The following is a 13925-nucleotide window of genomic DNA, read 5'->3' as shown; positions in this document are numbered from 1 at the left end:
CGAGGAGACATGGTCGAGCGCCTCGCCGGCAAGCTCGAGCGCGGCAAGCGTGTTTTCGATCGTCGGCGTCCCGGTGTTGCCGGCAATCGCCTCGATCTCGGCTTCATGTGCTTTCAGGGCCGCGTCGAAGACTGGAGAAAAATCGCCGTCGCCGATGCTGGTGAAATCGGGCAGGCCGAGCGGCCCTTGCCACGCGGTCAGCGGATGGGCGGCGAGGTCGACGGTGGACGGCATGGGCAAACTTTCGCTGAGTGGGCGGGAGAAGCGGATCGTCACCGATGTAAGGCGCCGGCCGGCTCCACGCAACAGCGCCCGGTTAGCGCTGAAAGCGTGCCCACATGGTGCCGTGAGTTATCATTCGAGCCGAATTTTATGCCCACCAAGATTATTATCTTGTAGCCTGCTTTTTTCTTCGACAGAAACGTATGCGAACGGAGAATGCCCGCTCATGCGCCATGCAGCAAAAGGTGCACTGTCACCGTAATTCACTGTCATTCCCAGACGCGGCCGCAGAGAAAGAGAGACACAGAGGTGGTCGAAGATGGAAAGAAATCAGACTAGCAACAACCAATGTCACGAGCAATAATATTAGCTACCTCGGCAGCTATCGCCACATGGAATGTGGCCATCCTTTCGATAGCTCCGTTTAACACTTTGAAACTTGTCTTACTGATATTTGTATTGGCATCTTTGTATCCAATTGTTAGCATGGCAACTCGCAAGTTTGCTGCTGCTTCCTTGGTCTATGCGCTCGAACTGACGATTTTTTTCTCGTTGTTTTTGCCGATTCCGGGCGGCTCGGTTAGCTTACTCCATGATTTCATCTTGCCGTACGCATTTGCCATCGGTGTTGGGCTGGCCGTTATGGCTATCGGCTGCCTGCTGTGGTGGGATATGGTCGGCAGCAAGAAACACAAATGAGTTCGACAGACGAAGCGTACAGTGACAGTGTACTTTTTAGACGCGAAATAACATCGGCAATTCCAGCGCCCGTCCCCAAGAAGCCTGGGCGAAAATTTCCTCAGTAGCCGTCGCAGTTTTCGGCGATCGCGGCTTGCGAACTGGCGGTGATCTGGTCGTTGGCGACCGCAAAGGTCTCCTGCATCAGCATGTCGTTGCTGGGAAAATCATAGCAGGCGATCACAGTGGTGACGCCGCCCTCCGATTTCTCGATCCGGTGGCGGATTTCGGCCCCGGCGACGGCGCCTTGCCACTCTGCGATCGAGGCGATGAATTCCTGCTTGCTTTGCACGACGCCGAGATCGTCGAGCTTGATGCGGACGTTGTCGGCGAGCAGGTCCGACAATTCGCTGCGGTCGGCGACGAGCAGTGCCGAATACCAGCGGTCGATGATCGCGCCGTCGTCGGCACGGGCGACAATTGCCGAGCAGAGCAGCGCTGCCGCTGCGAACGCAACCCGAGTGCGCACCATGCCTGGCCTCTACTCCGTCTCCGGCCGTTCGAAATCGCCGGTGTCCTTGTTCATCACCCAAAGCTCGCCGGTCGAAATATCGAACCAGGCGCCGTGCAGTGATAGCCGGCCCTTGCCTTCGAGGATCGAGACGCAAGGGAAGGTGCGCAGATTGGCAAGGGAATAACGGATCGAGATGCGCTCCAGCGCCGTCTGGCGCTCGGTCGCGGTCATGAACGTGCTCGACGATACGGTCTCGGCCGCCGGCGCGATCAGGCTCATCCATTTGCCGATGAAATCACCCGGCGACAACGGCGCGGCCGTGGTGTCGAGTGCCGCGCGGATGCCGCCGCAGCGGCCGTGGCCCATCACCACGATGTTCTTGACCTTGAGGCTCTGCACGGCAAATTCGAGCGCCGCCGATGTCGAGTGGAACTGATCGTCGGGCGCATAGGGCGGCACCAGATTGCCGACATTGCGCAGCACGAACAACTCGCCTGGCCCGGCATCGAAGATCGCTTCAGGCGCGGCGCGGGAATCGCAGCAGGCGACGATCATAGTTTCCGGTGCCTGGCCCTCCCGCGCCAGCGCGCGATAACGCCCGCTTTCGGTGAGATACCGACCGCTCATGAAGTTGCGGTAGCCGGTGAGAAGATGCTCGGGAAGGTGAGGCATGGGCAGCGGTGGGAGCCTTTCCGGGTTAAAGGCACGGTTCAATCCCGAAAGGCTCTAGCGCATCGGCCCGAAAATCGGAACCGATTTTCGGAAGGCGGGATGGCGTGGTTTCGACGTGCCAGCCCGTACTTTGCATACAAGCGAACGAACGCCGCCATTAATCGGCCTCAGAACCGCAGATTGGCGCCGGCGCGTAGCAGAAGCCAGTAGAACAGGCCGGTCGCGCCGACCGCCAGCAGCATCGCCAGGAAGAAGCCGCTGGGGCTCTCGGCAAACGGCAGCCCGCCGGTGTTCATGCCGAATATGCCGACGATCAGGGTGCCCGGCAAAAGCAGCGCGCTCATCACTGCCAGCGCCTTGAGGCTGCGGTTCGATTCGTCGGCAAGCTCAGCCGCAAGCTCCTCCTGCAGCAGCCTTGCCCGGTCGTTGATCATGACGACCTCGCGGTCGAGCCGTTCAAGGCGCGCAGCAAGCCGGCGCAGAACTTCATGTGCGCCGGCGGAAAGGTTCCAGGCGGAACGGTCTTCATCCTGGAAAAGCGCTGCCAGGGCCGAGATCGGCCGATGCAGGGATACGGCAAGGCGGCGTACATCCTTCAGCTGCCGTCTTTCGTCGGCAAGCCGCTCGGTCACGAGATGATCCTCGACTGCATCCAGCCGCTTCGTCGCCGCGGCGAGCCGCAGGCTGGTGGTCTTGCAAAAAGCCATGACCAGCGTTTCGAACAGCTCGAATGCCGTGGCTGGCCGCAGCCCCGCGGCAAGGGCAGTGTGCACTTCCTCCACCGCCGCCAGCGGATGCCGGCGGCCGGTGACCAGCAGCCGCTCCGAGACCGCAAAATGCAATCTGCCGATGGTCGTCGACTGATGGGCGATCTCGCCATGCAGATCGGCCGAAATGCCGTGGACGACGCCATTCTCATGCGCCAGCACCAGGCTGTCCTCATGTCCTTCGAGGATTGCATGAGCCGACGCCGGCAGCGCGCAGGCATGGCTGACCCAGGAATGGGCGCGCCGGTCGACAAGGTCGACATGCAGCCAGACCCAGCCGTCCGGTAAGGCCAGCGCGGCTTCTATGTCTCGGGGCGCCAGCGGTTCGGGAGCTTTGCCGGGAGCGGCACGATAGGCCCAGACCAGCCCGGGAGCATGATGCTGATCGTCCGCGGCAAGCAATGTCAGATGCGATGCGTCATTCATGGCCGCCGCCGAAACGATGCACGTTCAGGTGATCCGGGCGGCGCCGGAGCCGGCGCCGCGACATTCCGGTCAAGCCCTGTCCCCCGCTCAGAACACCTGGCGGAAGATGACGAACAACACGAAGGCAAGACAGATGGAGACCGGAAGGGTCAGTATCCAGGCCATCAGCATGTTGCGCACCGTCGACCATTGCAGGCCCGAGCCATTCGCCGCCATCGTGCCGGCAACGCCCGACGACAGCACATGAGTGGTCGAGACCGGCAGGCCGAGATAGTCGGCCGATGCGATCGTCGCCATCGCGACAAGCTCGGCGGACGCACCCTGGCCGTAGGTCAGATGGCTTTTGCCGATCTTCTCGCCGACGGTGACGACGATGCGCTTCCAGCCGACCATGGTGCCGAGGCCGAGCGCCAGCGCGATGGCGACCTTGACCCAGAGCGGGATGAACTTCGTCGCGTTATCGACGGCCTTATGATAGGTCGTCACAGCCTTCAGGTCGTCTGCCTGCATCGGCAGCAGCTTCCTCTTGTCGATCAGCTTCAGCGCTTCACCGATAAGATAGATGTTGTTGGGGGCGTTGCTGACCAGCGTTGTCGGCAGCTTTTCCACGGACGGATAGGGCGACAACATGGCGCTGGTGTCGTGGATGAAGCTCTGCAGGGCAGGCGTGGTCTCGTCCTTCCAGGTCTTGGTGCGAACGGCGTCACCTACCGCGGTCGCCGCGTCGGTTACGGCGACGCCGGGCTTGACGTATTTGGCGAGTACCGTTTCGACCTGCGTCGCCGCGGATTTGTAAGCTTCGAGATAGTTCACGTCCGGTGTGCGGTTGAGCGCGAAGGCGGTCGGCACCACGCCGATCAGGATGAGCATGATGAGGCCCATGCCCTTTTGCCCGTCATTGGAGCCGTGGGCAAAGCTGACGCCGGTGCAGGTGAAGATAAGCAGCGCCCGGATCCACAGTGGCGGCGGCGCGCTCGACTTGGGCGCCTCGTAGAGCTCGCGGTTCCTGACTAGCAGCTTCATCACCAGAAGCAGCAGCGCAGCCAGGCCGAATCCGACCAGCGGCGAGATCAGAAGCGACAGGCCGACATTGGACGCCTGTGACCAGTCGACGCCGCTGGTGACGGAGCCGGCCGGGGCCATGAACTGGTTGGCGAGACCGACGCCGATGATCGAACCGATCAGCGTGTGCGAGCTCGAGGCAGGCAGGCCGAGATACCAGGTTCCGAGGTTCCACATGATCGCTGCGACCAGCAGCGCGAAGACCATGGCTAGCCCCGCGCTCGACCCGACCTGAAGGATCAGTTCGACCGGCAGCAGCGATATGATGCCGAAGGCGACCGCCCCGCTGGCGGTAAGCACGCCGAGGAAGTTGAAGAAGCCGGACCACATCACCGCAAGCTCGGCCGGCATGGAATGCGTGTAGATCACGGTTGCCACCGCATTGGCGGTGTCGTGGAAACCGTTGACGAATTCGAAGCCGAGCGCGATCAGCAGCGCCAGCCCAAGCAGGATCCACGGCACCGCGACGGTGCTGGTCAGGTCCTGGCCGAGGGCGTAGCCAACATAGGCAAGGCCGCCCAGAATGATGACGGCAAAGGCCGGCAGAAACCATTTGCCGGTGCCGTTTGGCCGGTCAAGCGGATGCTCCGGCCTTGGAATTCCTGCCTCGCTTGAAACAATATCGACCATACGCCACTCCTCCTGCGTTGCAGCAAAGAATGGGAGGACGCTATGTCGGCACAATGAAGCCTGTGTGACGGCAGGCACTTTGGGTCGACGCGAACGGGCGATCGAAGCGACCGAGGCAACTGAACCCGTCCGGCGCATTCCTGGGCTATTCCGCGATCTCCAGCAGCGTCGATATCAGCAGCCGGCGCTCTTCGGCGGAGAGAATGTCCGAACCGAACAGGTTCATGCTGCGAAGCCCTTCGATGGCGAGATAGCAGACCAGCAGCGCCCTGAGGTTAGGAGTCTCCCCCTTCAGCCGCTGGAACAGCTGCCGCCTGAACGATTTTATCGGCGTCAGGAAATCGGGATCCTCGGCAATCGCCGAAAATATCCAAGACGCCGAGGGCTTCGACTCCTCCGCATGCTCGGCCGAAAGCCTGATATAGGCCGCAAGCGGGCTCTCACCGCTGACGCCGTTGGTGCGGGCGGCCTCAAGCGCCTGTTGGAACGCGCTGAGGTAATCCTCCACCAGCGCCTGCATCAATTTCGCCTTGGTCGGGAAATTGTAGAGAAGACCCCCTTTCGACACGCCGGCACGGCTGGCGACAGCATCCAGCGACAGGCTGCCAGGACCCGTCTCGCGCGCCACGTCGGCGGCGGCGGCGAGAATCTTCTCGCGCGAATTTGCTCTGCGGGCCTTCATCAAGCGTTCCCCATTCATTAGCTTAGGCGGAATTGATAATACCGTCCAGACGGTACAGTAAGATTGCCGTCATTTGAAATTGGGACCAGTCACAGGTATGTGTTCCGGTCGTCCGACCGTTATACTGGGCCATGGCCGAGGGGACTGTTCGTGATCAAGCGTTTCATCATCGCCTTCATTCTGCTCGTGCTGGTGTGCGGCGGCATCGTCGGGTTCAACCTATTTCACGACATGGCGACCAAACAGTTCTTCGCCACCATGAAGCCGCCGGCCGCGACCGTGTCGACAGTCATCGTCAAACCGATGTCCTGGACGCCCGGTATCGAGGCGATCGGCACTGTCAGTGCCGTGCGCGGTGTCGACCTCACGGTCGAAACCGCTGGCATCGTCAAGGACATCCTGTTCCATGCCAATCAGAAGGTCGCCGCCAACGCCGTGCTGCTGCAGCTCGACGATGCCGTCGAGCGAGCCGATCTCGTGGCGTCGAAGGCGCAAGCCACATCCGACCAGACGACGCTGATGCGCGCTCTCGAGCTGCAGAAGCGTGGGGTCGGTACCGACGCTACGCTCGACACGGCGCAGGCAGCGGCATCGGTCTCCGCTGCGCAGGTAAACAAGCTGCAAGCGGTGCTCGACCAAAAGCAGTTGACGGCCCCCTTCAAGGGTACCGTCGGTATTCCGAAAATCGACCTTGGGCAGTATCTCACACCCGGCACCGCCGTCGTGACCTTGCAGGACATGGATACGATGCGTGTCGATTTCACCGTGCCGGAGCAGCAGCTTCCGCAGCTGAAGATCGGACAGACGGTGCGGCTCGGCGTCGGCGGCGGCGACATGCCGTTCGCCGGCAGCATCCGCGGTATCGATCCGAAGATCGACCCGACCAGCCGGCTGGTGACGGTGAGGGCGGAGGTCGGCAATCCGGAAGGCAAGCTGACGCCCGGCCAGTTCGTCCAGGTGCGCGTCGAACTGCCCGAGGAGAACAACGTGCTGGCGCTGCCGCAGACGGCGCTGACTTCCAGCTTGTACGGTGACTTCGTCTTCGTGGTGCGCCCGGCCAAATCTGCCGAAGCCAACGGCGCGGCTCCCGAGGCAAAGCCGGAAGAAAAGCCGGCTGCAGATGCTGCCAAGCCCGCAGCCGAAGCACCCGCGGCAAAACCCGAAGAAAAGCCGGCCGCTACCCCAGCCAAACCGGCAGCGGAAGAACAGAAGCCGCAGCTCGTGCTCGCCCAGGTGTTCGTCAAGCCAGGCCGCCGCAACGCCGGCCTGGTCGAGATCCTGGAGGGCATCGCGCCCGGCGACGAAATCGTTACCGCCGGCCAGAACCGGCTCTCCAGCGGCATGTCCGTTGCCGTCGACAACACGATCGATCCGAGCAAGCCAGGGAACCAGCAGGCAGCCCAGCAATGAGCTTTTCCGACCTCTTCATCCGCCGCCCGGTGCTTTCGACCGTGCTTGCCTGCATGATCCTGCTTCTGGGTTTTCAGGGCATCTTCAACCTTTCGATCCGGCAGTATCCAGAGGTTGAAGAAACGGCCATCACGATCACCACGGCCTATCCCGGCGCCAGCGCCGACCTGATCCAGGGGTTCATTTCCGCCCCGATCGCGCGTGCCGTCGCTTCGACCGAAAACATCGATTATGTGACGTCGGCGAGCCGGCCGTCGTCCAGCACCGTGACAGTGCAGATGAAACTCGGCTCCGACCCCGACGTCGCGCTGAATGAAGTGTTGTCGAAGGTTCAGAGCGTTCGCGGCGATCTGCCAGACGAAACCAAAGACCCGGTGATCGTCAAGGGCACCGGCCAGCAGTTCGCGATGATGTACATCTCGATGCAGAATCCGAACATGACGCCGGAACAGCTCACCGAATATATCGAGCGTGTCGTGCGGCCGCGTATCTCGACGGTCGAAGGTGTCGCCGATGTGCAGATTTTCGGCGCCGCCGAATATTCGATGCGTGTCTGGATCGACCCGATCAAACTGGCGGCGCGCGGCGTGACTGCGGCGGAAGTGCTGGCCGCCATCAACGAGTCGAATTTCCTCTCCGCGCCGGGCGACACCGAAAACGAATATGTGGTTTCTTCGATCACTGTTCGCTCGACGCTGCAGACGCCGGAGGCTTTCGCCGCCCTTCCGCTCCGCTCGAAAGACGGCAATGTGGTGAGATTGCGCGACGTGGCCCGCGTCGAACTCGCCGCAGCGAACACCGACACCAGGGTCACCTTCAACGGCAAGCCCGGCATCTTTCTCGCCATCTTCCCGACGCCGGCCGCCAATCCGCTGACCACTGCGGCGGCAATCCACAAGATTGTGCCTACCATCCAGGAGACGCTGCCGCTCGGCATGACGATGGAGATCGTCTATGATTCGACGGAGCAGATCAGCGCGTCCATCGAGGAGGTGTTCAAGACCATCGGCGAGGCGGTCGCCATCGTCATCCTAGTTATCCTGCTCTTCCTCGGCTCGTTCCGCTCGGTGCTGATGCCGATCGTGACCATTCCGCTGTCGCTGATCGGCGTCTGTTTCCTGCTGTTTTCTTTGGGTTATTCGATCAACCTTTTATCGTTGCTGGCCATGGTGCTGGCAATCGGCCTCGTCGTCGACGATGCCATCGTGGTGGTGGAAAACATCCACCGCCACATGGAGGAAGACGGCTTGTCGCCGATGCAGGCGGCCTTCAACGGCATGCGAGAGATCTCGTCCGCCGTCGTCGCCATGACGATAACGCTGGCCGCCGTGTTCGCGCCGCTGGCCTTCACAGGCGGCCTGACCGGCGCGCTGTTTCGCGAATTCGCGGTGACGCTTGCCGGCTCGGTGGTGCTTTCGGGTGTTGTCGCCCTCACCATCACGCCGATGATGTCGGCACGTATCCTGAGGTCCGGCTCGCACAGCCGCTTCCAGCGCATTGTCGACAATACGTTCGGGCGCGTCGAACACATCTATGAACGGCTGGTCACCGGTTCGCTGAACTATCGCCCGGTGACGCTGATGATCGTGCTGGCGCTGGTCGCCACGACCGGTTTCATGTTCACCAAGACCTCGAGCGAACTGGCGCCGGAAGAAGACCAGGGGTTCTTACTGTCTATTGTGAACGCGCCGCGCTATGCGACCTCGGACTACACCGAGACCTATGTGAACCAGATTCTCGGGCTGGTAAATGATATCCCCGAAACCAGGGCGCGGTTCTCCGCCGTCGCGTTCCAAGGCCCGACGAACAGCGCTTTCGTCGGCTTTGCGTTCAAGGACTGGGCCGAGCGCGCGCGCAGCTCGAAGGAACTTCAGGAAGACATCACCGCCCGCCTTGCCAAGGTTGCGGGCGTCAAGGCCTTCGTCTTCGCGCCGCCGACGCTGCCCGGCTCTGGCGGCGGCCTGCCGATCACGATGGTGGTGCGTTCGACCGGCGAGGCATCCGAAGTCTATGAGGCGGCGGAAAATATCAAGAACAAGGCGCAGGCCTCCGGTCGCTTCCTCGCGGTGGAGAATTCGATGGCCTATGACGCGCCGCAAGTGACGGTGACGATCGACCGCGATCGCGCAGCGGCACTCAACCTGCCGATCGCCGACATCGGCCGGACGCTGACCCTGTTGGTCGGTGGCGCCGAGGTGGCGCAATTCGACCGCGAATCCAACAGCTACGACATCATCCCGCAGGTACCGCAGCAATTCCGCGACAATCCCGAAAAGCTGGGCGAGTATTTCGTGCGCAGCGTGTCGGGCGAGATGGTGCCGCTCTCGGCGGTGGTGAAGATCTCGACCAACGCGTCGCCGGCCGCCATCGAGCAGTTCAACCAGTTGAACTCCGCCACGATTTCCGCTCTGCCATTGCCCACCGTCACCACCGGTGACGGGCTGAAGACCATCGAGGACATTGCCAGGGAAAGCCTGCCCGACACGTTCTTCATCGACTATACCGGCCAGTCGCGGCAGGAGAAGCAACAGGGCTACACGATCATCATCGCCTTCGCGGCGGCTGTGCTCGTCATCTACCTGGTGCTGGCGGCGCAGTTCGAAAGCTTCCGCGATCCGCTGATCATCATGATGTCGGTTCCGCTGTCGATCTTCGGCGCCATATTGCCGCTCAACATGTTTCCGAATCTCAATATGATTTTCATGATCAGCGGCTTGCAGTTCAGCATTCCACCCGCGACGCTCAACATCTACACCCAGGTCGGCTTGATCACGCTGATCGGCCTGATCACCAAGCACGGCATCCTTCTGGTCGAGTTCGCCAACCAGCAGCGTGAAATGCATGGCATGCGGCGGCGTGATGCGATCATCGCCTCGGCCAGGGTGCGGCTGCGGCCGATCCTGATGACGACGGCGGCGATGGCGCTCGGCGTGGTGCCGCTGATCATCTCCAGCGGCGCTGGTGCCGCGGCACGCTATTCGATGGGCCTGGTGATCTTCACCGGCATCCTGGTCGGAACCATGTTCACGCTGTTCGTGGTGCCGATGTTCTACACCTTTATCGCCAGCAAGGACCTGCCGCATCATGCCGAAAAGCCGGATCCGAAGCTGATGCCAGTAATGCCAGATTAGATTCCGCTAATAAAGAAGGCCGGATCTCCGGCCTTTTTGAGAGCGACGAGAGGCATCGCTCATTTGACGATGACGATGCTGGTGTTGGCCGGGCCGAAGACCTCGACGAGCTGGTAGAAATCGGCGGCGTTGTCTGGATGCAGACGCACGCAGCCATGCGAGGCCGGCTGGCCGAGGCGCTTGATGGCGCTTGTCGCATGTACGGCGTAGCCGCCGCTGAAGAACACCGAATGCGGCATCGGGGCGTTGTCGTATTTCTTCGAATACCACATTTCATGCATGCGGGTCGGCTTGAACGAACCGGTCGGCGTGACGTGCGTCCTGTCGCCGGTCGAGACCTTCCAGGCGAATGTCGGCCGGCCGTCGACCAGGATTTCCATGGTCTGCTGTGACAGTGACACACGCGCGACGATCTTGTTGGCAGCGGCGTGGGCTGCGCCGTTGCCGGCACTGACAAGCAAGGCAGTACCGGTGATGACGGCGGCGGCGATGTTGATGAGCTTGGCGGAAATGGCAGTGCACATGATGTTCCCCCTTATTCTGCCGGTCGGGGCCGGCTCAATTCGATGACCGGCTTATCGGGACGTCATGTTTCAAGCCGATTTCGCTAGATGCTCGTTTGTGTTTCGATTCTGTTTCCCCTGGTTAACAGAAAAGGTCCCGTGAAAAGCGGCTTGCAGTTGCACGACATCGTTGTGACGGTGGCGTGTTTGCCTAGGCGGATCGGCCAAACCGCGGCACGAATACGCGATTGCTTTTCGTTTGAGAGGAATTCACCTGACTGCGAAACCGAGCTGCAACAAAGTGCGGCCTCGGCGGCATGATCCGGATACAGCGAACAGGCAAAGTTGACCTAACGAAAACAGCGGGCAACGAACGATCGGAAGCCAACACTGTTTTCGCTACGGTATGGATGGTCTGGACAGTTTCCAGCCTGCGCGTCGACCGGCTCAAGCCCCTCTGGCGGGGGCGGCTTAGGGCCGTTGAGGATGCGCGGCGCCTCCGGCAACTTGCAGCCGAGAGGACCGAAGGCCCGCGCCGCAACGGGGGGCTCCGCTGGCGGCGCGGGCGCTTCGGGGGTTCCCCTGAAGTGCCCGCAAATTCCAATTTTGAGGAACGAACAGGATGAAAACAAAATTCGCCGCTTCCGTGCTTTCTGCCCTGCTCTACGTGCAGGGCCTGCTCGGCATTGCCGGCCTCGCCACCGTGCTGCTGAAGGAACGTGCCCATGCCGGCGAGGTCAGCACGAACAGTGACATGCCGTCCGGCCCGTCGCTTCTCGTGGTGCGCTGAAGAGCATCGGACCCCAAAGTGGAAACCGGTTTTGGGAAACCCGATGCTCAAGACAAAAGGGTCGCTGTCCTGCCTTCAATCGGCGAATTGCGTCGGCGGATCGAACCGGTAACCCGCACCTCGTATGGTGGTGATGGTTTCGGTATCGAGCTTGCGGCGCAACCGCACGATGCGCGAATCGATCGACCGGTCGAAGGCTTCGGCATTTTCGGCGGGCGCGGCGGCGATGATGTCGTCCCGCGTCAGCACCTTGCGCGGGCTGGCCAGGAACAGCCTGAGCAGCGCCACCTGCCCGGGGGACAGCTGTTCTTCCGTGCCCGAGCGGTGCATGACGATGGCCGATCTAAGATCGACGGTCGCGTTCTCCAGCACGATCAATTCCCCGGCGCTCCTGCCGCGCCGAGCCAGCAGGCCGCCAACGCGGGCGGCAAGCTCCCTGACATTGAGCGGGCTTTCGACGACGTCGGCGGCGCCGAGCTCGAGCGCCAGCACCTTGTCGACCAGATCGGCCGGGCGGCAGATCAGGATGAAATCCGGTCCACCTTCGCCGCCATGTCGCCGGAGCAGGTCACGCCCCTCCGCCTGGCTGACGCTGTCGCCGACAACCACGACATCGATACCCTTTTCCGAAAGCAGCGATTCGGCTTCCCACGGCTGTCGCGCGGCGCGGACGTCATGACCGCGTCGCTCGAGATGATCGGCGAGATCGGTCGCAATTACTTCAGCGACGGAAACAAGCGCGATGACGGATCGTGCAGCCATGTTTTTCTACCCCGCATACGGCAACCCAAGAAGAGTGCTGGACATCATGTTTATACCCAATCTACTTTCCGCTGAAAGCGGGAGCGAAAGCATCGTGCGGGCACGAATTGTCATTGTCGAGGACGAGCCCGACCTGAGGGACGCGGTCGCCGAATATCTCGGCGCCAGCGGCTATGATGTGGCCACGGCCGAAAGTGCGGCGGCGGCGCGAAACCTGTTGGAAGCCCAGTCCTTCCATCTGGCCATTCTCGACATCGCCATGCCGGGCGAGGACGGCCTGTCGCTCGGCCGCTGGATGCGGTCGAAAATGCCGATCGGCATCATCTATGCGACGGCCGCCGGTACCGCGCTCGACCGCATCGTCGGACTGGAGCTCGGCGCCGACGACTACATCGTCAAGCCTTACGAATTGCGCGAAGTGCTGGCCAGGGTGCGCAGCGTGCTGCGTCGCGTTCCGGCGCCGACCGAGCCACAAAAAACCAAGGCTGAAACATCCGGTGGCCGCCGGTCCGTGAGCTTCGGCGCCTTTCACGCCGATCTCGACGGCAGGCTCGTCACCGGTGCCAACGGCGCGGTCATCGACATGGCCAAGAGCGAGTTCGACGTGCTGGAGGTGTTCCTGACGCGCGCCAACCGGCTGTTGACGCGGGCGGCGATCTCCGAGGCGATCGGTTTCGTCGAGGACCCGGAATCATCCCGCGCCGTCGACATCCGCATCATGCGGCTGAGAAAGAAGATCGAGGCGGATCCGGCCAATCCGAAATTCCTGCGCACGGTGCGCGGCGAAGGCTATATCTTCTCGCTGCCAGCCGGCGAAAACAACTGAGGCCCGGCGGCTTGAGCAAGCCACGGCCAGGAAATGACCATGACGGCTGAAACAGCACGCGCGGACACGCAGGGCGCCAGGCAGGGCGCGGCGATGGCGGCCGTGCATGTGGTTCGCCGGCTGCGCGAAGCCGGCGACTGGCAGCGCGAGATGGAGGGTATCCTCCAAACGCTTTGCGAAGCCATGGATTGTCACCGCGGCATCCTGTTTCGCCTGCGCGAACTGCCCGGTCAGGGCTTCGCCCAGTCGGTCGCCGCTTATTGGATCGCCCCCCGGTTTGGCGGCGTACTGGCGTCACCGACCGTCATCATGCAGTCGGTCGTCGATTCGGACCCATTGCTGGAACAGCTGGCGGAGGACGAGCGCCAAGGCAAGATATTCGCCGGGCACACACGCGATCTCGAAGGCTTTCTGCGGACGGATTTCGAAAAGCAGAACATCAAGTCGTTCCTGTCGGTGTCGGTCTTTTCGCACGGCAATTTGTGGGGCACGCTGGCGGTCAACGACTGCATCGACGAGCGAGAATGGACCGACCAGGAAGAGGCGGCGCTGCACATGGTGGCACTCGCCATCGGCGATGCCATCGAACGGTCGCCCTCCGACGCGCATGCCAGCGACGTCATTCGCCGCACCATGCTGCAGGCCTCGCTCGACGCCATCATCGTCATCGACGAGACCGGCTCGATCATCGAATTCAATCCGGCGGCCGAGAAGATGTTCGGCTATCGGCGCAGCGATATCCTCGGCAAGGACCTGCTCGACACGGTCGTGCCGGAATATTACCGCAAAGGCTATGCGTCGGGTGCCGAATACATGTCGGGCCGCGGCGCGCCGCTGGCCGACCATCGGC

The 13925-nt window shown here is 62.0% G+C and carries 13 protein-coding genes and 1 pseudogene; 6 read left to right on the top strand and 8 right to left on the bottom strand.

What is annotated here, in order from left to right; translation table 11 throughout:
* A pseudogene (locus tag E5W70_RS25615) lies at positions 1 to 240 on the bottom strand (peptidase M3); the annotation flags it as partial.
* A 330-nt stretch (positions 241 to 570) separates the two neighbouring features.
* On the opposite strand from E5W70_RS25615, the gene E5W70_RS25610 reads away from it, so the two are divergent.
* Complete coding sequence (locus tag E5W70_RS25610) at positions 571 to 921, top strand: hypothetical protein (RefSeq protein ID WP_292663733.1); 351 nt, start codon at positions 571 to 573, stop codon at positions 919 to 921.
* A 100-nt stretch (positions 922 to 1021) separates the two neighbouring features.
* Here E5W70_RS25610 and E5W70_RS25605 read toward each other — a convergent pair whose 3' ends face one another.
* From E5W70_RS25605 to E5W70_RS25585, 5 genes are all read right to left on the bottom strand, one after another.
* Positions 1022 to 1432, bottom strand: a complete 411-nt coding sequence (locus E5W70_RS25605; RefSeq protein WP_292663731.1) for a nuclear transport factor 2 family protein — start codon at positions 1430 to 1432, stop codon at positions 1022 to 1024.
* 9 nt (positions 1433 to 1441) lie between these two features.
* On the bottom strand, positions 1442 to 2086 hold the full coding sequence (locus E5W70_RS25600) for a carbonic anhydrase (RefSeq protein WP_292663729.1): 645 nt from the start codon (positions 2084 to 2086) through the stop codon (positions 1442 to 1444).
* 167 nt (positions 2087 to 2253) lie between these two features.
* On the bottom strand, positions 2254 to 3279 hold the full coding sequence (locus tag E5W70_RS25595) for a transporter (RefSeq protein ID WP_292663727.1): 1026 nt from the start codon (positions 3277 to 3279) through the stop codon (positions 2254 to 2256).
* An 87-nt stretch (positions 3280 to 3366) separates the two neighbouring features.
* Positions 3367 to 4971, bottom strand: coding sequence for an inorganic phosphate transporter (locus tag E5W70_RS25590; RefSeq protein ID WP_292663725.1), 1605 nt, complete (start codon positions 4969 to 4971; stop codon positions 3367 to 3369).
* A 145-nt stretch (positions 4972 to 5116) separates the two neighbouring features.
* Entirely contained in the window at positions 5117 to 5653 is a 537-nt protein-coding gene (locus E5W70_RS25585; RefSeq protein WP_292663723.1) for a TetR/AcrR family transcriptional regulator, read from the bottom strand.
* Between the two features lie 144 nt (positions 5654 to 5797).
* Between E5W70_RS25585 and E5W70_RS25580 the strand changes: the two genes are divergently transcribed.
* Positions 5798 to 7063 (top strand): efflux RND transporter periplasmic adaptor subunit, encoded by a 1266-nt coding sequence (locus tag E5W70_RS25580; protein WP_292663737.1) that lies wholly within the window; start codon positions 5798 to 5800, stop codon positions 7061 to 7063.
* Positions 7060 to 10194 (top strand): efflux RND transporter permease subunit, encoded by a 3135-nt coding sequence (locus E5W70_RS25575; protein WP_292663721.1) that lies wholly within the window; start codon positions 7060 to 7062, stop codon positions 10192 to 10194. Before E5W70_RS25580 ends, E5W70_RS25575 begins: the two co-directional genes overlap by 4 nt.
* 59 nt (positions 10195 to 10253) lie before the next feature.
* Here E5W70_RS25575 and E5W70_RS25570 read toward each other — a convergent pair whose 3' ends face one another.
* Positions 10254 to 10718, bottom strand: coding sequence for a L,D-transpeptidase (locus tag E5W70_RS25570; RefSeq protein ID WP_292663719.1), 465 nt, complete (start codon positions 10716 to 10718; stop codon positions 10254 to 10256).
* 601 nt (positions 10719 to 11319) lie between these two features.
* Between E5W70_RS25570 and E5W70_RS25565 the strand changes: the two genes are divergently transcribed.
* Positions 11320 to 11487, top strand: coding sequence for a hypothetical protein (locus tag E5W70_RS25565; protein ID WP_023721318.1), 168 nt, complete (start codon positions 11320 to 11322; stop codon positions 11485 to 11487).
* A 75-nt stretch (positions 11488 to 11562) separates the two neighbouring features.
* Here the strand turns inward: E5W70_RS25565 and E5W70_RS25560 are convergent, their stop codons facing one another.
* Entirely contained in the window at positions 11563 to 12249 is a 687-nt protein-coding gene (locus E5W70_RS25560) for a response regulator transcription factor (RefSeq protein ID WP_292663715.1), read from the bottom strand.
* Positions 12250 to 12295: 46 nt separating this feature from the next.
* Between E5W70_RS25560 and E5W70_RS25555 the strand changes: the two genes are divergently transcribed.
* Both E5W70_RS25555 and E5W70_RS25550 read left to right on the top strand, forming a co-directional pair.
* Positions 12296 to 13075, top strand: coding sequence for a response regulator transcription factor (locus tag E5W70_RS25555; RefSeq protein ID WP_292663735.1), 780 nt, complete (start codon positions 12296 to 12298; stop codon positions 13073 to 13075).
* Positions 13076 to 13114: 39 nt separating this feature from the next.
* On the top strand, positions 13115 to 13925 hold an 811-nt coding region (locus E5W70_RS25550), incomplete at its 3' end, for a PAS domain-containing protein (protein ID WP_292663712.1).

This window comes from Mesorhizobium sp., from assembly GCF_005063415.1.
Taxonomy (GTDB): Bacteria; Pseudomonadota; Alphaproteobacteria; order Rhizobiales; family Rhizobiaceae; genus Mesorhizobium.
Note: the sequence above shows the minus strand (reverse complement) of the source record. Positions and strands in the feature narration are given on the sequence as shown.